13 protein-coding genes are annotated in these 18,322 nt (G+C 69.6%); 6 read left to right on the forward strand and 7 right to left on the reverse strand.

The genetic code is table 11. The features are described from left to right. Positions 1–57: 57 nt before the first annotated feature. The 3 genes from AB0H36_RS22400 to AB0H36_RS22410 form a co-directional block, all read right to left on the reverse strand. Positions 58–2,847 (reverse strand): LuxR C-terminal-related transcriptional regulator, encoded by a 2,790-nt coding sequence (locus AB0H36_RS22400; protein WP_360526418.1) that lies wholly within the window; start codon positions 2,845–2,847, stop codon positions 58–60. A gap of 50 nt (positions 2,848–2,897) precedes the next feature. Further along, a complete protein-coding gene (locus tag AB0H36_RS22405; protein ID WP_360526421.1) occupies positions 2,898–3,854 on the reverse strand; it encodes a carbon-nitrogen hydrolase family protein in 957 nt (318 codons plus the stop codon). Between the two features lie 77 nt (positions 3,855–3,931). Continuing rightward, positions 3,932–5,398, reverse strand: a complete 1,467-nt coding sequence (locus AB0H36_RS22410; protein ID WP_360526424.1) for an MFS transporter — start codon at positions 5,396–5,398, stop codon at positions 3,932–3,934. A gap of 86 nt (positions 5,399–5,484) precedes the next feature. Here AB0H36_RS22410 and AB0H36_RS22415 point away from each other — a divergent pair, with 86 nt between their 5' ends. After that, a complete protein-coding gene (locus AB0H36_RS22415; RefSeq protein ID WP_360526427.1) occupies positions 5,485–6,123 on the forward strand; it encodes a helix-turn-helix domain-containing protein in 639 nt (212 codons plus the stop codon). 65 nt (positions 6,124–6,188) lie between these two features. Here AB0H36_RS22415 and AB0H36_RS22420 read toward each other — a convergent pair whose 3' ends face one another. Continuing rightward, positions 6,189–7,868 (reverse strand): S8 family serine peptidase, encoded by a 1,680-nt coding sequence (locus AB0H36_RS22420; RefSeq protein WP_360526696.1) that lies wholly within the window; start codon positions 7,866–7,868, stop codon positions 6,189–6,191. 102 nt (positions 7,869–7,970) lie between these two features. Beyond that, on the reverse strand, positions 7,971–10,715 hold the full coding sequence (locus tag AB0H36_RS22425; protein WP_360526430.1) for an AAA family ATPase: 2,745 nt from the start codon (positions 10,713–10,715) through the stop codon (positions 7,971–7,973). A gap of 137 nt (positions 10,716–10,852) precedes the next feature. Here AB0H36_RS22425 and AB0H36_RS22430 point away from each other — a divergent pair, with 137 nt between their 5' ends. Both AB0H36_RS22430 and AB0H36_RS22435 read left to right on the forward strand, forming a co-directional pair. Then, the gene (locus tag AB0H36_RS22430) at positions 10,853–11,455 is read left to right on the forward strand and encodes an AAA family ATPase (RefSeq protein WP_360526433.1); all 603 of its coding nucleotides are present in this window, start codon (positions 10,853–10,855) and stop codon (positions 11,453–11,455) included. A 138-nt stretch (positions 11,456–11,593) separates the two neighbouring features. After that, positions 11,594–12,433: a S1 family peptidase gene (locus tag AB0H36_RS22435; protein ID WP_360526436.1), complete on the forward strand. Its 840-nt coding sequence runs from the start codon at positions 11,594–11,596 to the stop codon at positions 12,431–12,433. 55 nt (positions 12,434–12,488) lie between these two features. On the opposite strand, the gene AB0H36_RS22440 is transcribed toward AB0H36_RS22435, so the two are convergent. Continuing rightward, on the reverse strand, positions 12,489–13,001 hold the full coding sequence (locus tag AB0H36_RS22440; protein WP_360526439.1) for a hypothetical protein: 513 nt from the start codon (positions 12,999–13,001) through the stop codon (positions 12,489–12,491). A 187-nt stretch (positions 13,002–13,188) separates the two neighbouring features. Here AB0H36_RS22440 and AB0H36_RS22445 point away from each other — a divergent pair, with 187 nt between their 5' ends. After that, positions 13,189–15,294, forward strand: coding sequence for a galactose oxidase-like domain-containing protein (locus tag AB0H36_RS22445; protein WP_360526442.1), 2,106 nt, complete (start codon positions 13,189–13,191; stop codon positions 15,292–15,294). Here AB0H36_RS22445 and AB0H36_RS22450 read toward each other — a convergent pair. Further along, positions 15,291–15,611, reverse strand: coding sequence for a hypothetical protein (locus tag AB0H36_RS22450; protein WP_360526445.1), 321 nt, complete (start codon positions 15,609–15,611; stop codon positions 15,291–15,293). The genes AB0H36_RS22445 and AB0H36_RS22450 overlap by 4 nt on opposite strands. A 137-nt stretch (positions 15,612–15,748) precedes the next feature. On the opposite strand from AB0H36_RS22450, the gene AB0H36_RS22455 reads away from it, so the two are divergent. Together AB0H36_RS22455 and AB0H36_RS22460 are read left to right on the forward strand one after the other, a co-directional pair. Beyond that, positions 15,749–17,668: a histidine kinase gene (locus tag AB0H36_RS22455; protein ID WP_360526448.1), complete on the forward strand. Its 1,920-nt coding sequence runs from the start codon at positions 15,749–15,751 to the stop codon at positions 17,666–17,668. After that, positions 17,656–18,306, forward strand: coding sequence for a response regulator transcription factor (locus tag AB0H36_RS22460; RefSeq protein WP_360526451.1), 651 nt, complete (start codon positions 17,656–17,658; stop codon positions 18,304–18,306). The genes AB0H36_RS22455 and AB0H36_RS22460 overlap by 13 nt, the downstream gene beginning before the upstream one ends. The last annotated feature ends 16 nt before the right edge of the window (positions 18,307–18,322 follow it).

Consider the following 18,322-nt stretch of genomic DNA (forward strand, 5'->3'; position numbering starts at 1 on the left):
TTGGCCTCGCCGGCCGCCGCGCTGCCGCGGCTCGGCGTGGACGCGGTCGCGTCGGTGTCAGGTGGTTGGGGGGTTGCCGGTGAGGCCGAGTTGGGTGGCTTTGGTGGCGGCTTGGATTCGGGTTCGTACGCCGAGTTTTTCGAGGATGTGCGTGACGTGCACGCTGGCGGTCTTGGGGCTCATGTAGAGCGCCTCGCCGATCTCGCGGTTCGTCCGGCCGGCTGCGACCAGGGCAAGGACCTGGAGCTCGCGCTCGGTCAGCGGTGGGTGTGAGTCGGTGGTGACCGCGCCTTGCCTATGGTGCTCGGTCACGGAGTCGTCGAGCTGGATCCGGGCGAGCTTCGCCAGCTCCTGAATGTGGCCGAGCAGGGGCGCCGCGCCGAGCCGCTCGGCGATGTGTCGCGCGGTTTCCAGCTCGCCGGCCGCCTCGGCTCGGGCGCCAGGTTGCCCGCGCTGAGCCAGCAGCGCCTCGGCCACCCGCAGCCGGGCCTGCGCCTCCCAGTACGGTCGGCCGAGTGCCGACCATTCCTGTACGACGGTGCGCCATGCGGCCGGGTCGGGCGTGCCGCGGATCCGGGAGCGTTCGCCGTCGACGATCGCAGCCAGCGCTGGGCCCTCGATTCCGGTGATGGCACGCCGCAGGAGCATCACGAGTCGATCGAAGCCGTCCGGCGACTGCGCGGCGACTGCTGCTTCGAGACCGATGCGCAGCAGCCCGCCGGCCACCAGCTCGTCTTCGGTGTCGTGGCTGATTTCGGCAGCGTCGAGTGCAAGGGTCAGGGCTTCGTGTGGACGTTGCTGCAGTAGGCGCAGCTCGGCCGTGATACCCGCGTAGTCGCGCTTCATCATGGGCTGGTCGTCGACCGCGAGCAACTCTTGTCCGCGCATCAGTTCGACGGCCTTCTCCAGGTTCCCGCGCGCGATCTCGATCAGCGCAAGCTCGGCATCCTTGTACGCCGGCCCGGACGGCGGCCGGCCTCTGCTGTCATCCCTGTTCAGCGCTTCATCCCACCGACCGACCGCGTAGAGGGTGAAGACGGCGTTGCTCTCGATGACCCCCTCGATCCAATGCTCGTCGACCATCAGCCGCCGGAGATCGGACTGGATGGCGTCCGCGACCGCCAACGCCTGGTCGGATTCGCCGCGCATCCCGTGCACAGAGGTCAGCGTCAGCGCCGCCCCTGCAATGTCCTCGGGCTCGGCGAGCTCGTGAGCGATTCCGAGCGCAGCCAGTGTCTCCTCGAGCGCCTCGTCCAGCCGGCCCTCGCTTGCGGCGACCGCTCCCAGCGCCGCCCGGGCCTGGCCGATCGTCCGTGTGTCGCCGGCTCGGGTCGCGTACTGCAGCGCCGCACGGGCTGCCTCGGCCTGCTCCGCCGAGCGCGCATAAAGGCCCACCACCTCCGCGTGCGCGATGCAGAGCTGGCCGAGCGCGCGGTCATCGTCGGCCGGCACCAGGCGCCGTGCGCGCTCAACGTCCGCCAGGGCCCCTGCGAGGTCATCGTCCAGCGAGCGCAGCTTGCCACGCATCATCAAGGCCTCGAGCGTGCCGACCTCGGCATCGGACGCAGTCACCGCCGACTCGAGCAAGGCGAGAGCTTCCGCACGTCGACCGACGCCCCCCAGCAGTGAAGCCCCACGCTCGGCGAGGACGAGGCGCGGTGGCGCCTGGTCGTCGGCTAGGTCCGATGGCTGCCAGAGGGACGCAGCAACGGAGTACCAGTGGCCGGCCTCCGCGAACGCGCACTCCTTCTCAGCGGCGCGGGCCGCCGCGAGAGCCCACGTGAATGCCGCGTCCCGGTCGCTCGCGCGGTGGTACTGCTCAGCGACCTCGGCGAGCTCCGACGCGGTCGCCGAGGGACGAACGCGGCCAGCCAAATGCTGAGCAAGGCGCGCGTGCAGGTCGCGGCGTTCTGCAGACAACAACTGGTCGTAAGCCACCTCGGCGACCACCGGGTGCCGCGCGACGCATCCGTCCGCCGGGTCCCGGATCACCAGGCCGGAGTCACAGGCCTCTCGTACGGCGTCGCCCACACCGCTGGCCGCCGCCAGCAGGTCATCGTCATCGAGAGCGCGAGCCAACGTGCCGGTGGCTGCGACGACTGGTCGGGCAGCCGCCGAGAGTGCCTGCAGACGCGCCAGCAGGAGTTGGCGCAACGATGCCGGCACGGTCAGGTCCCCGCGGACCAGTTCGACGTTCAGGTATGGGTTGCCTGCGCTGCGCGCGTACACGGCGGCGACCGTCTCCGTCGTACAGTCCGGTTGGAGATCGAGTAACTGCTGTGACGTCTCCTGCTCGGTCAGGCGACGGAGCGGCAGATCGATGACTGCAGGGGTTCGGAGCAGTTCCCCGAGCCAGGTCAGGCGGTCGGGTTCGGCAGTCTCGTCCCGCCAGGTGAGCAGGACCAGCAGCCGTCTGTCGGGCAGGTTGCGTGTCGAATGGGCCAGGAAGTCCAGCGTGGACCAGTCCGCCCAGTGAACGTCCTCGACCATGAGGACCGTGCCCTGCTCCGCGTCGCTGTCGAGCACGTCGGTGAGGATCTGCATCGACCACGCTCGAGCCGCCGCAGCCGAAGGGAACTGGCCGGCCTCCACAGATTGACTCAGCGCAGCCGTCACCGTTGCGCCGAGGCCGCTGTAGGCAGTCGCGCCGGACATCGGCGCACAGGCGCCGCGCAGGATCCGTACGCCGTTGCCGGACTGCTCGTCGAGAACCGACCGGACGAGCACTGTCTTGCCGATGCCCGCCTCACCCCGGACCACCACGACTGCCGAGCGCTTCGGCAGTTGCGCGATCATTCCGCGCAGTACCGCAGCCTCGCCCCCGCGTCCGACCATCAAGCCGGCCATGCGCCATCATCCGCCCGGATCGCCGTGTGGCCGTAGCGTGCGCATGTCGGTTACTCGTCCGGGAAACCGTTGCGGAGCGTGGTGACCACGGGCCGCGGGGCGGTGTCGACGGCCAGCCGGAAGACATCGGGGCGGTGGTAGTGGCCGACCGGGTCGAACATCCGGCGCGCGGAACGGACCTTCCCGAGATCCAGCTCGGCCACCAGGATGGTCTCCTCGTGCCGGGCCGGTCCGGCGAGGATCTCTCCGTTGGGACCCACGATCACCGTGTTGCCGGGCTCGACCCAGTCCGGGTCGTCCGGCTCGGTCCGCCACACCCGGTCCCGGTCGGGGAAGTCCACCGGGATCTGGTCGACGTGCAGGCACGGGTTCGCGCCGATCACGTAGCAGCGGCCTTCCCGGGCGATGTGCCGCATCGTCGCGACCCAGCCGTCACCTCTGGCCAGCGTCGGCGCCACCCACACGTCGACACCCTGCGAGTAGAGGTAGAACCGGGCCAGCGGCATGTAGTTCTCCCAGCAGATCAGCCCGCCGACGCGTCCGAAGGGAGTCGGGTAGGTCTCGAGCATCGAGCCGTCGCCCATCCCCCACACGGTGCGCTCCGAGCCGGTCGGCATCAGCTTGCGGTGCTTGCCAAGCAAGTTGCCATCGGCATCGAAGTACAGCAAGGTGTTGTAGATCGTGCTTCCCGTGGCCTCGCGTTCGTCGACCCCCATCACCAGGTAGACGCCGGCCTGCCGAGCCGCTGCCCCGAGCCGGTCGGTGGTTTCGCTCGGAACTACCACGGCCTGGTCGGCCAGGATCGCGAACCACTGCTCGTCACCGTCCCAGATCGGCGGCCCGTCGATCCAGATCGGGGTGCCAGGCACGAACGCCTCGGGAAACACCACCAGGTCGGCCGCCTGTACGGCGGGGTCCGCCAGCAACTTCTCCACTTTGGCAAGCGTCGCCTCGCGATCCATCAGCACGTAGGCCGCCTGCACAGCTGCAACTGTGAAAGTCGTCATCTCGCCCCCTGACTCGACCATACGCCAGGGGCGCCGCTCCGTGGGACGGAGCGGCGCCGGGGCGAGGGTGGCCGAAGTCAGTGCTCGGTGCCAGGGCGGGCCGTCTTGGGGAGCAGGAAGCCGATCACGAAGGCGAGCAGGATGCCGCCAACGGTTGCCAGGAGCGCGGTCTGGGTGCCGTCGAGGGCGGCCAGCGTCCGGGTTGCGGGCGTGGCGTGCGCGACCTTGCCCATGAAGATGGTTCCGATCACCGCGATGCCGAGCGCGATCCCGACCTGCTCGAGCGAGCCCAGCATGCCGGTGGCCGAGCCGACCTCCTGGTCCCGGACGCCGCTCAGGATGATGTCGAACAGCGGGACGAAGACCATGCCCATCCCGGCTCCGCCGATCAGGTTGGGTACGACGAGATCCCAGTGCCCGACGTTCAGCCCGGCCAGCGACAGAACGCCGTACAGGCCGACCAGGCCGACCGCCATCAGCGCGAGGCCGACGTGGAGCAGCCTGCGGCCGTACTTCTGCATCGTGATCCCGGAGACCGCCGAGCCGATCAGCGCTCCGAAGGCCCAGGGCGCCATCGCCAGGCTTGCGTGGATCGGGGGGTAGCCCAGGCCGACCTGCAGGAACATGCCCAGCACGAAGGTTCCGGCCAGCGCGCCGAAGAAGACCACCGCGAACAGCACGCCGGACAGGTACGAGCGGCTCCGCAGCAGCCCCGGCTCGATCAGCGGGGTCGCTCCGCTGCGCTGCCGGCGGGACTGGTAGACACCGAAGCCGGCCAGGATCGGCACCGAGGCGACCAGCAGCGCCTTCGACCACAGCGGCCAGCCGATCTCGTGCCCCTGCACCAGCGGGTAGACCAGGGCGACCAGACCGGCGCCGGCGATCAGCAGCCCGGGGATGTCCAGCGAGACCCGGCCGGCGGTGGGCTGGGTGTTCGGCAGGTACTTCGCCGCGACGGCGAAGGTGAAGATGCCGACCGGAATGTTCACCAGGAAGATCGCCCGCCAGCCGGTGCCCAGCAGGTCCGCGTCGAGCAGCGTGCCGCCGACGATCGGGCCGATCACCGCGGACAGGCCCATCACCGGACCGAAGAACCCGAACGCCTTGGCCCGCTCGCCCGGCTCGAACAGGTCCCGGGCCAGTCCGAAGCCCTGCGGCAGCATGATCGCGGCGAAGGCGCCCTGCGCGACGCGCGCGGCGATCAGCATCTCCGACGACACCGCGAGGCCGCAGAGGAACGACGTCACGGTGAACCCGGCGACGCCGATCAGCAGCGCCCGCTTCCGCCCGACCAGGTCACCGAGGCGCCCGCCGACCAGCAGCAGGACGGCCAGCGCCATCGTGTAGCCGGCCGCCATCCACTGCAGGCTCGCGAAGGAGCCGCCGAGGTCGGCGCGGATGGCCGGGGCGGCGACGTTCATCACGGTCGAGTCGAGCAGGTCCATCACCGACGCGGTGATGACCGCGGAGAAGGCGAGCCAGCGCCTGCGGAGCGGCTGCGCGGCGACTACTGCGCTTGCGGGAAGTTCTGCGACTGCGGTCATCATCGGCTCCAGACCCAAACGGAACGAAATGTTCTGTTCCAACTCTAGCGGAACGGAGCATTCCGTTCAAGTGCTATGCTGGAGAAATGACGACGAAAGCGCTCAGTGGCCGGCAGGCGCAGGCGGCCCGCAACGACGAAGTGATCCTGGCCGCGGCCCGGGCGGTGTTCATCGCCGATCCCGGCGCCCCGATCGCCGCGGTGGCCGAGCGCGCCGGGGTCGGGATCAGCGCCCTCTACCGGCGGTACGCGAGCAAGGAGGAGCTGCTCCGCAAGCTCTGCAGCGACGGGCTGGCCCGGTACATCGCGGAGTCGGAGAAGGCTCTGGCCGACGACCGTGAGCCATGGGTTGCGTTCGGAGCGTTCCTGCACGCGCTGGTCGACGCCGACACGAACTCACTGACCCAGCGGCTGGCGGGGACGTTCACCCCGACGCCCGACCTCTGGCAGGACGCCGCCCGCGCGGGTGAGCTGAACCAGGCCATCTACGAGCGGACGAAGGAGCACCTGCGGCCGGGGATCGTGGTCGAGGACCTCGCGGTGATCCTGGAGCAGATCACGTCGATCAAGCTCGGCGACGAGGCACGCACGAACCAGCTCCGGCACCGGTACCTCACCCTGATGCTGGAGGCGATGCGCCGGCCGGGGGAACGACCGGGCGGCGAGCCGGAGCTCCCGGGACCGCCGCCTAGCGGTGCCGAGCTGACCGACCGCTGGCGCGCCTGACCCGTGCCCGAACGCAGTACTGCCCCCTCGAAGTCTCGAGGGGGCAGCACCTTGGTCGACAGCTGTCAGTGGCGGGTCACCGCGGCGTAGGCATCGACGATGCCGTGGCCGTAGAAGCCGTTGAAGTCCCGCGTGCCCTCACAGAGCGCGTTGAACTCCTCCGGCCGCCCCTCGTTGGTGTAGGTCTGCAGCGGCGGGGTCGGGCAAGCCCGCTCCTGGGCCGTGTCCATCAGGATCTTGCCGACCTTGTCCGGGTTCATCCCGTACTCACCACGGCTCTTCTTGCCGTACTCGCTGACGATCAGCGCAGCCACGCCGCTGGCGTGCGGCGACGCCATCGACGTGCCCTGGAGCACGAAGTAGTACCCGCACTTGGTGTAGTCGGTGACGCCGGCCGGGCACTGCTTCTGCGCGCCGAGCGCCACGCCGTCCGGCGTGATGTTGCCGGCCGCGTCGACCAGCCCGTCGGCCTGCAGCGAGTTGACCGGGTACGTCGAGAGGATCAGGTTCTCGTTGGTCCGGAACTGCGGCGTCCCGAAGTAGTCACGGAACCAGCCACCCGGCGCGGAGACCTCGATCTGCTCGAGACCGTAGTTGGAGTAGTCGGCCTTCTTGGTCGACGGACCGAGTGCCGACACACCGATCACGTGCGGGCCCTCGACCGGCAGGTCGACACAGGTCGCGTTGTCGATCGGCCGCGGGTACGCCGTGCCCGGCGGGAAGTCGGGGCTGGAGATGTCGGTCCGCGGCTTGCCGAGGTCCTCGTGGTTGTTGCCGAGCGAGCCGACGAGCGTGACACCACGCTTGTGCGCGTAGTTCAGCGCCCGGTTCATCGCCCGGATGATGGTGCGCTGCTCGGCCTGCGCCTCCGGGCTGTCGGCCGGGTTGGCGATGCAGTTGTACAGCCACGGGTCGACGTAGAAGGACATGTTGACCACGTCGAGCCCGACGTCGCCGGCGTACGTCAGCGCGTCGGTGACCGGGCCGAGGAACAGGAAGCCGCTGTCCTGGCCGCCACGGATCTCGACCAGCGTCACGTTCGGCGCGACGCCGGAGACGCCGAAGCCGTTGGCCGCGGCGCCGATGGTGCCGGCCACGTGGGTGCCGTGACCGCTGTCGTCCCAGCCGACCGGGTCGACACAGCCGCGGAACTCGCACTCGCCGTCGATCTCCGGGATGTCCGGCGCGAAGTTGCGGGACAGCTTCCAGTCGAAGTTCGGCGCGATGTCCGGGTTGCGGGCATCGATCCCGGAGTCGAGCACGCCGACCTTGACCGACTTCTTGCCCGGCTGGACCATCCGCGCCAGGTCGGAGCGAACCATCCGCAGACCCCACAGCTGCGGGTCGAGCGGGTCCATCCCGACGGTCTTCTTCTTGCTCTTCGCCGCGGTCTTGCCGCTCAGGCTGTTCTCTCGCTCGACGGTGCTCCGCTTCTTCTGCTGCGGCACCGTGCCGATCGGCCGGCTGCGGGCCGCGCCCTCGACCGCGCTCGACGCGGACACGCCGGCGACGAATCCCGACGCCGCCGCCCGCACGGTCAGCGTGCCCAGGTGGGCGTTCTCCTTGACCACCTCACCGCCGGCGGCCTTGACCGCCGCGATGGCCTGGTTGCGGTCCGCGCCCTCTTCGAGCAGGACCAGGTACTCGGTGTCTCCCCCTGTCGCTCCCGTAGCCCCGGCGCCGGCGGTCACCGGTACGGCGAGCGTGGCGGCGACCAGGGCGATGGCCCCTGTCACCGCGAACATACTTCTCCGGACGTCTCTCACGAGCGGATCCCTCCCTGGAGAGTGAGTGTGACGGGCTCACGGTAGGTCGGGGTACGGCGACCGAGAAGGGTGACGACGTTGTCAGCTTCCCGATGCCCCGGTGAACGTAGGGATTTCCCTCCGGGATGCGATGCCGAGCTTGGAGTACACCTTGCGCAGGTGCCACTCGACGGTGTGCGGGCTGAGGAACAATCTGGCGCCGATGTCGGCGTTGGTGAGCCCGTCGCCGGCGAGGCGGGCGATCTGCGCCTCCTGGGCAGTGAGCGCGGTGGATGTCTCCACCGCACGCTTGCGCACCTTCGCTCCGGCGGCCTGCAGCGCGCGGCGCGCTCGTTCGGCGAAGGCGTCGGCGCCGATGCGGCTCAGCATGTCGTGGGCGATGCCCAGCTGCGTACGAGCGTCGACGCGGTGGCCCTCCCGGCGCAACCACTCGCCGTACAAGAGATGCGCGCGCGCCAGGTTGACGCGGACCCGTGTGCGGGAGAGCCGCTCGATGGCCTCGCGGTAGAGCGTGTCCGCTATGGCGCCCTCGGACAGGAGTGCGCGTGAGCGGGCCTCGACACCGAGCGCCCAGTCCGTACCGCTGGCCTGCGTGGTTTCCGTGAGTTGCTCGAACGCGTCGTACGCCGCCTTTGACGCACCACTCCGGGTCGCCGCTTCGATCAGTTCGGCCAGGGCCCACTGCGGCGCACCGAACTGCTCCTGGTGTGCCGCCGATGCTTGGGCCGCGGCCATGGCCTGCTTGTACTGCGCGAGGCCGTTGCAGAGCACAGCGTGGTGGAAGTGTGCGACGGTGACCCCGAGCCCCTGGCCGTGCTGGGTGGCGCCGCTGATCGTGCCCTCGATCAGCGTCCGCGCCTCCTCCTCGTGGCCACGCACGGCGGCCAGCGCGAGAGCGCCGAACGGCGGCTGGTTGCTGCCGATCGCCGTACTGACCGTTCTCACCTCTTCGACCATCGACGACGCCGCCGCCAGGTCGCCGGCGAAGACATGTACGACGGCGGACGAGTCGAGTGCGAGCGGGAGCTCGCTGAGCGCGCCGGCGTCGCGGATCAGCATCACGTGCCGGGACGTGACCAGGTCCCAGCGCTCGAGATCCCACAGGTCGGCCGCGATGACTCCGGCGAGCAGCAGCCACCGCATCGACTCCTGGACGGGTACGTCGTCGTCACAGAACGCCGTCAGGACTCGCTCGACCATCGGAGCCGAGGCTGCGAAGCCGTCCGTGAGACGCACGGCGAGCGCATCCAGCAGCTGGTCCGTTGCGCGCGACAGCTCCGCTGGCGGGGCCTCGCGGGCCGCTTCGCCAACCTCACGCCAACCCGGGCTGTGCGCGAGATGGCTGGCGAAGATCGCTGCCGAGACCGCTTCCAGGTAGGTCTCCCGCGCGAGGGCGACGTCGAGGGGCTCAAGCCGGCGAGCCGCGGTGAGCAGCAGTGGAGGTGCCTCGGTGCCGCGGCCCTGTGCGAAGGCGAGCCCGGCATGCAGTACGTCGATTCGCGCGCGGGTGAGCTCGTCGGGCCGTCCGGCGGTTGCCGTCGCGAGGAGAGCGGCCGCCGCCTCGAAGGCCCCGGCCTGGAACTTCGCCCCTGCCGCGGCCAGTGCGCGCTGCGATCGGCGACCGGGATCTTGGGTCAGGTCGGACGCGCGCTCGAGGAACGCGGCCACCGCTGCCAGGCCGCCACGGGCCTGGGCCCGCACCGCCGAACGCTCGAGCTCCGCGGCCACGTCCTCATCAGGGCCCGGCGCGCCCTGCGCCCGATGCCAGGCCCGGCGATCGGGCTCGACGTCGCCGTCGATCGATTCGGCCAGCGCCCGATTGGCCGTCTGCCGATCCTCGAGGGGCGTCGCCCGGTAGACCGCCGAGCGCACCAGCGGATGCCGGAACCGCACGTGCGAGTCGAGGGTCATCAGCTCGGAGGCGTCGGCCGCGGCAGTCTCCACGTCGATGCCCAACCGCTCGGCCGCCAGCCGCAGCAACCGCACGTCACCGACCGGCTCGGCGGCAGCGGTGAACATCAAGCGCCGGGTATCGATCGGGAGCGACCCGACCCGGCGGAGGAACTCCTTCTCGATCTGGCTCGACACCGGCCGGGCCTCCGGATGCCCAACCGGCTCCGCGGCGGTCCAACCGTGCGGGAGCTCGAGCAAGGCCAGTGGATTGCCACGCGACTCGGCGATGATGCGGTCGCGCACCCGCTGGTCGAGCGGACCGGTGACGACGGAGCCGAGGAGTGTTCTGGAGTCACGGTCCGACAGGCCCTTCACGGCCAACTCCGGGAGCCCGGGCAGCATCTTCACGGGTGTGGGTTCGCGGACGGCGAAGACCAGCAGCACCGATTCCGCGAGCAGTCGCCGCGCGACGAATCCCAAGGTCAACGCCGAGGCCTCATCGAGCCACTGGGCGTCGTCGACGAGGCAGACCAGTGGTTGGTTGCCGGCGGCATCAGCAAGGAGGCTCAGTACGGCGAGGCCGACGAGAAACCGGTCGGGTGCGTTCCCGGCCCGCAGACCGAACGCAGTGGCGAGCGCATCGCGTTGAGGTCCGGGAAGCTGGTCCAGACCGGTGAGCAACGGGGCGCAGAGCTGGTGCACGCCGGCGTACGAGAGCTCCATCTCGGACTGGACGCCGGCAGCCCGCAGAACGTGGTGCCCGGCTGAGCTGTCGAGAAGGTACTTCAGCAGCTCGGTCTTGCCGATGCCGGCCTCGCCGCGCAACACCAGGGCAGCGCTGTGTCCCGCCCTGGCGTCCTCCAAGAGGTCGTCGAGCGCCCGGCACTCCTCGAGCCGTCCGATCAATCCGGCGCCTGAACGGCGGGGGGTCACCGATCGAGCATACGTTGGTTGCAGCCCTGCTCTCAGGGTTTTCCCAGTGAGTTCTTAGCGTGCTCTATGGGCCGGTGGGGAAGCTCTCTCGTCTAAGTGGGTGTTGGACTCCACTACGGACGAGAGGATTGAGTGCTGTGGCAGGTTTGGGGATCGCCGAGGCGCCGGGGACCCTCCTGGCGCAGGACAAGGACGAGTTGCGGTACCCGGCGGGCTCGGTGGTGGTGCTGGCCGGGATCCCGGGAGCAGGGAAGTCGACGCTGCTGCGCCGGCTGTACCCGGTGGGTGGTGACCACCAGGGAGTGCGAGTGTTCGACTCCGAGCGACTGCGCGATCGCTGGATGCCAACGCTCGGCGCGATTCCGTACGCGTGGTGGCGGCCGCTGCTGCACCTCGCCTACTACGTGAAGGCCATCAGCGCGATGCGCAGCGGCCCGATGATCCTGCACGACTGCGCCACTCGCCCGTGGGTACGGCGCTTGATCGGTTGGCGGGCGCGTCGGTCCGGACTCCAGGTGCACCTGGTGCTGCTCGACGTACCCGGGGACGTCGCTCGGTCCGGGCAGTGGGCTCGTGGTCGGGTCGTGCGTTCCAGCAGCATGGAGACGCACCTCCGTCGCTGGCCGGACCTGTTGGCACAGGCTGTCACCGACCCGAGCCACGTAGTGCCCGGCGCCGAGTCTGCAGTGGTCCTCAGCCGCCGCCAGGCAAGCAGACTCGAGCGAATCACGTTCGACTAGCCCAGCGGTTGCCTGTTCCGCGAACGAGGCAAATACTCCTGAGTGTCAGCCGGTGGCGACACGGCTACGTGCTGCTGCCGGTCGACGTTCGAGGGACCCCGCCCAGTCGGTCCCGTGCACGCCTCAGGAGGACCCACCGTGAGGAACGAACGTACGTCACGCCGCCGGCTCGCCCAGCTGGCAGCCACAGTCAGCGCGGTCGCAGCATGCCTGTACGCCGTGCCGCCCGCAGCCGCCGAGCCGTCACCAGCCGCCAAACTCGCAGCGGCCACCGCAAAGGTCGACCAGTCCGGTGTGAAGGGCATCGCCTGGTACACCGATGCGGCTTCCGGCAAGGTTGTCGTCACCGCTGACGCCACTGTCTCGTCCGCCGACGTCGCCGCGCTGAAGCACGACGGCGTCCAGGTCAATCGCACCAACGGGGTGTTCCGGCCACTGCTGTCGGCCGGCGACGCCATCTACGGCGGCCAGTACCGCTGCTCGCTCGGCTTCAACGTCGTGCAGGGCAGCACCTACTACTTCCTCACCGCCGGACACTGCGGCAAGGTGGCGAAGACCTGGTACGCCAACTCCGCCAAGACCACGCTGATCGGCCCGACCGTCGACTACAGCTTCCCCGGCAACGACTACGCGCTCGTGCAGTACAGCAATACGTCGCTGAGCCACCCCGGTGGTTTCACTGCGGCCAACGCGTTCGTCGGTGAGAACGTCACCCGCAAGGGCTCGACCACCGGCACGCACAGCGGTCAAGTCACCGCGCTCAATGTCACCGTCCGGTACTCCGGTGGCGGAAGGGTCAGCGGCATGATCCAGACCAACGTCTGCGCAGAGCCCGGCGACTCCGGCGGTCCGCTCTACGACGGCTCCAAGGCCCTCGGCATCACCTCCGGCGGCAGCGGCGACTGCAGGTCCGGCGGTACGACGTTCTACCTACCGGTCCCCGAGGCCGCGAGCACCTACGGCGTCACGGTCTACTGATCCCGCTAAGGCCAGCGACGGCCTGGCCGTGACCACACGGCCAGGCCGTACTACTTCAGTCGTTGGCCTCGTCCGCGTCCAGCGGGCAGCTGTCCTCGACGCGCTCACCGGTGAAGTTGATATCCGGGTGCGCGGCGCTGAGCAGCGCGGCGACGTTGTTGGCTGCCTCGCCGCCGTAGTGCTGCGGGTTGTCCAGCACCTGCTGGAGAGTCGGGTTCGCGACGCCGCCCTTGGCGGTGCCGTCGACGTCGGGGTCGAACAGCGCGTTGTAGGACTGCGACATGTCGACGCCCGTCTCGGCCACCGCGCCGGGGTTGTTCTTCCAGAACCCCGGTGTGCAGAACTCGGCCCCGGGTGGCGGTGTGGTCGGCGGTGTGGTCGGCGGTGTGGTCGGTGGCGTCGTCGGCGGTGTGGTCGACGGCGGTGTGGCGGTGGTTGTGGTGGTCGTAGAGCTCGTCGTGCTCGAGGTCGCTCCGGCTTGCGAGACGAAGCCGATGCCGAGAACACTTCCGGCGGCTACCGCTGACACTGCGGCGACGACTGCGAACACCCCACGGTTGCGGCCCATTTCAGGCCCCCCTCTGTGAATAGCGCACCGCCGGGCAGGCACCTCGGCGGCACTCCCCTGTCCATCCCCCACAGACGGACATTCCGAAGGTACGACTCCGTTCCCCCGTTGACCAGAGGTCGTGGATCTCACACACTGACTCCAGCGGTCGCCGGGATGATCGCTACTGCTGCAGGGGGGACCTGTCATGCGCACTCGTGTCTCGCATGCCCGGGTGGCGATCGCCGCCGCCATCGCGCTGGGGCTCGGCCTCGCCGCCACCGCGCCCGCCACCGCGGACCCGCCGCCCACACCACCGGGGCACGACCACCACAGTCACGACCACGACCACGCTCTCGAGGACCTGGTCGGCGTTCCGATGAACGAGATCGAGCGCGCCGCGAAGGCGCGGGCCGACGAGGTCCAGCGGCAGACCGGTCAGCGGCCCGGCCGCCGCTCCCCGAAGGAGCAGGCGGAGGCCGACCGGATCGTCGCGGCCGCGGACCCGGCCGTGTCCGGGACGTGGGGCGGTGTGATCCCCACTCCCGTCGTACCGGTGTTCAGCGCCACGCTGCCGAACGGCAAGGTGCTGATGTGGGACTCCGTCGGCGAAGGGCCGGCCGAGTCGTACAGCGACCAGTCGTTCACCCGGGCCGCGGTCTGGGACCCGGTGACGAACACGAGCAAGCGGGTCGACGTCCAGGGCTACAACATCTTCTGCGCCGGGTACGCCCAGCTCTCCGACGGCACCGTGCTGGTTGCCGGCGGCAACCGGGACATGTCGCTCAACGGGATCCGCAAGACCCACCTGTTCGACTGGCGGACCGAGACCTGGCGCCGCGGCCCGGACATGGCCGCCGAGCGCTGGTACCCGTCGGTGACCGCGCTGCCGAACCAGGAGGCCCTGATCCAGGGCGGCGGTCCGGAGAACGCCGAGGTGCACCAGACGAACCAGTGGATCCGGCTGCTCACCGGTTTCACCACGCCGTCCAGTCGGCTGTACCCGCTACTCACCGTCCGGCCGGACGGCAACGTCGACATGGTCGGGACCGGGACTGTCATGCGCACGCTGCAGACGAGTGCGGCCGGCGCCCAGGTCGGTACCTCCGTCCGGGACCTGATCAACCGCGACTACGCCAGCTTCGCCACCATCCGGGTCGGCAAGACGCTCGTGGCCGGTGGCGGCGTCGTCGCCGAGGAAGGCAAGGTCAGCGTGCCGACCCGCACTGCGGTGATCGTCGACTCGAACAGTACGACGCTGGCGCTGCCGACCGGCTCGATGGCCACCGGACGGCGGCAGCACAACCTGACCGTGCTCGCCGACGGCGACGCGCTGGCGACCGGTGGCATGAATGCGGTGATGAGCGACGGCGGCGTCAACCTCGCGGCTCCGGTGTACGCCGCCGAGCTCTACGACACCGAGACGGGTGCATGGCGCACGCTCGGCGCGGCCAACCGGATCCGGCAGTACCACTCGACCGCACTGCTGCTGCCTGACGGCCGTGTCATGACCGGTGGCGGCGGCATCTGCGGTGAGTGCCAGCGGGTCGGCTATCTGGAGAAGAACATCGAGTACTTCACCCCGCCGTACCTGTACGGACCGGACGGACAGCTCGCCGCGCGACCGGCGATCACCTCGGCGCCGGCCACTGCGTCGTACGGAAGCTTCTTCTCGCTGACGTCGCCACAGGCTGCGGCGATCACCAAGGTGGGGCTGGTCGGCCTGGGGGCGCCGACCCACGGCGACGACCAGGGCCAGCGGTACGTGCCGCTCTCGTTCAGTGCCACGGGTACGACGCTGACCGTCGGCTCACCGGCCAACGTCAACCTCGCCCCGCCCGGGTACTACATGCTGTTCGTGGTCGACAGCAACGGCGTGCCGTCGGTGGCCCGGATCGTGCAGCTGACCGCCACCGCCCCGCCGGCGCCGGCGCCGATCCGGCTCACCATCAGCGGACCGGGCGACCGGTGCCTGGACATCGACCACAGCTCGGTCGTGCCGGGGACCAAGATCCAGCTGTGGGACTGCAACGGCACGCCGGCCCAGCGCTGGACGCGTCCGGCCGACGGCACGTTGCGGGCCCTCGGGGTGTGCGCGGACGTACCGGGCGGGACGCTCAAGGTGGGTGCTCCGGTGCGGACCGACATCTGCAGCAGCACCGACCCGGCCCAGAAGTGGACCATCGGCGCCGACAGCAGGATCAGGTCGACCAGCAGGCCGAAGCTCTGCTTCTCGGCGCCCGGCAAGACCAACGCCGAACAGGTGGTGCTCGCCAACTGCAACGGCTCGCCGACGCAGGTGTTCCGCTACTAGGCCGGCTGGTCCAGCCGTACCTCGGGGGCGGTGCGGCGGCGGTTGCGGAGCCAGTGGCCGAGGGTGACCAGGCCGAAGCCGACGGCGTAGATCATCGTGGTGAAGGTGAAGTAGCCGAGGGTGCCGTCGAGGAGCTGGTTCGACTCGGTCGCCGGGAACGCGGCGGTGGAGCCGTTGACCCACTCCATCACCAGGTTCGCGGTCTGGAACGTGTACACGTGGCTGAAGGCGATGGCGAAGATCAGGTAGGCGGCCAGCCGGTTGCGGACCAGCAGGCCGAGCGGCAGTGCGACCAGGACGGTCAGGATGGCGATCATGGTGTCCTCCAGGACCCGTAGAAGTTGATCACTACCGTCCTCGGCCGGCCTGGTCTGTGGCATCGAGGCCATCGCTGGATCTGGGGCCAGTGCTGGCACTGAGTCCACCCAGGGGCGAATCGGTGCACAATCTGGCCATGAGGCGCGGGCTGATGCTGGGGGCGACGGCGGTCTGCGTCGCGTCCTGGGCTGTGCTCGCCGTGGCCGCCTTCGGTCCGTCCGACGCGCGTGACGAGGTTGCCACCCTCGCCGACCTCCTGGTGCTCGTCCCACTCGGCTTGTCCTGGCTGATCGCCGTACGGGTGCCGGCCAGCCCAGTCGGACCCGCGCTGGCCTGGTTGGCCGCCTTCCTGGTCGCCACACCGGCTGTGGAGTCGTGGGGGGACATGAGCGGCGGCGTGGTCGCGGTGATCGGGGCCGGCGTCTGGGCCTGGCAGCTCGTCGGCTTCCTCATCCTGCTGCTGGTGTTCCCGGACGGGCTGCGCTGGAAGGCGCTGTTCTGGCTGGTGCCCATCGCAGCAACGATCATGACTGCCGCGTTCGTCGTGACGATGAACTACCACGACGTACCGCCGGCGCACTCGCCGGTCGCCGTACCCGAGGCACTGTGGATGCCCGTGATGCTCGGCGCCCTGGGCATCGTTCTGACAGTCAGTGTGGCGTGCATGGCCAGCGTGGTCGTCCGCTACCGGCACGGCGATCAGCGGACGAGGCAACAGTTGCGCTGGCTCATTCTGGCCGCCGGAGCCGTTGTGGTGCTGATGGTCGCGAGCTGGGTGGTGACCGCGTTCGGCTGGGTGGGGCAGGGCGCGTACGCCGGGTTCCTGCTGGGCATCGTCGTCCTCGTGCCGGCCGCGGTGACCATCGCGATCCTGCGCCACGACCTCTTCGAGATCGACCGCATCCTCAGTGACTCGGTGGCCTGGGTGGTGACCGCTGTGGTGGCCGCGCTGATGACGGCCGGTCTGGTGATCGGCATCGGCTACCTGGCCGGACGGGAGTCGGCGGCAGGACTGACTGCATCGGTGTTCCTGGTCGCGCTTGCGCTTCTTCCGCTGCACCGGTGGTTCCACAAGGCTGTCGGGCGGGTCATCGACCGGGACCGCGTCGTACTGCTGGAGCGGATCAGGCGGTTCGTCGACCAGGTCCGGGATGGTTCCGCCGAGCCTGAGACGGTCGAGCAGGTGCTGAGAGACGCGGTGGGTGATCCGCAGCTGTCACTGCTGCTGACGAGCGTCGAGGACGGACGGTACGTCGATCTGGCCGGTGAGCCAGTGCAGGTTGGGCAAGACGCCGTACAGGTGCCGTTGCGGACGACGGACACGGACATCGGGCTGGTGCTGGTCGGTGACGCGTCGGCGCGGCAGCTGCGACGTGTGCAGCTGGCTGCGTCGGCTGCGCGACTGCCGATCGAGGTCAGCCGGCTGCGGCTGGGGCTGCGCCGGGCTCTGCAGGAAGTGGACGACAGCCGAAATCGGATCGTCGCCGAGACTGTGGCTGAGCGGCACCGGTTGGAGCGAGACCTCCACGATGGCGCGCAACAACAGCTACTGGCGATCGGAATGCAGCTGCAGGCTGCCCAACGCCAGCTGCCGCCAGAGCACCCCGTGCTGAGTGAGCTGGATGTAGCCGTCGAGCGGCTCGAGCAGACCGTCCGCGAGCTGCGTCGCCTCGCGCACGGGGTCCGTCCGGCGAGTCTGGACGACGGTCTGGCCACTGCACTGCGTCGGCTGGCCCCTGACTCGCCGATCCCTATCCACTTCGCCGTACCCGACGTGGTGCCGCCCGAGCTGATCGCCACGACGGCGTACTTCGTCGTCGCCGAGGCAGTCGCCAACGTGCTCAAGCACGCGCAAGCCACGCGGATCGATGTCGTCGTGCGGGAGGCCGACAATCAGTTGCACGTGTCCGTGACTGACGACGGCGTCGGCGGTACGCCGTCCAACGGCCTCGTCACGTTGCGGGACCGAGTTGACTCCGTCGGCGGCCGCCTGACCATCTCCAGCCCAGCACAGTCCGGTACTGCGATCGAGGTGGTGCTCCCGTGCGTGTCCTGATCGCCGAGGACTCCGTGCTGTTTCGCGAAGGCCTCGTGCGCCTGCTGACCGAGTCAGGGCATGAGGTGGTCGAGACGACGGCGACTGCGGACGGTCTGCCCGAGCTGGTCGACGTACTCAGGCCGGACATCGCCGTGATCGACGTGCGCATGCCGCCGACGATGACCGACGACGGAGCCCGGGCAGCCCACCTCATCAGGGAGGCTGCACCCGACCAGCCCATGTTGCTGCTGTCGCAGCACGTCGAGACCAGGCACTCGGTGCATCTGGTGTCGACCGGCGCCTTCGGCTATCTGCTGAAGGACCGCGTGCTTCGAGTGACCGACTTCCTCGACGCCCTGGAACGCGTGGCCGCCGGCGGCTCCGCTCTGGACCCAGATGTCGTCGCAGCCTTGCTGGCGTCCGATGACGGAGGACTTGGCAAGCTGTCGGCCCGCGAGCGCGAGGTGCTGGCGCTCGCCGCCGAGGGCCACTCGAACGCGGCCATCGCAGCCCGTCTCGTCATCACCGAGCGAACCGTGGAAACCCACGTCCGTTCCGTCTTCCAGAAACTCGACATCCACGAATCAGCCCTGAGCCATCGCCGGGTCCTCGCCGTCCTGGCCTACCTGCGATCCGGAATTGTCGGTGGCGGGTGATTGGCTCGAAGCTCTC

It is taken from the genome of Kribbella sp. NPDC050820 (genome assembly GCF_040653975.1).
Taxonomy (GTDB): domain Bacteria; phylum Actinomycetota; class Actinomycetes; order Propionibacteriales; family Kribbellaceae; genus Kribbella.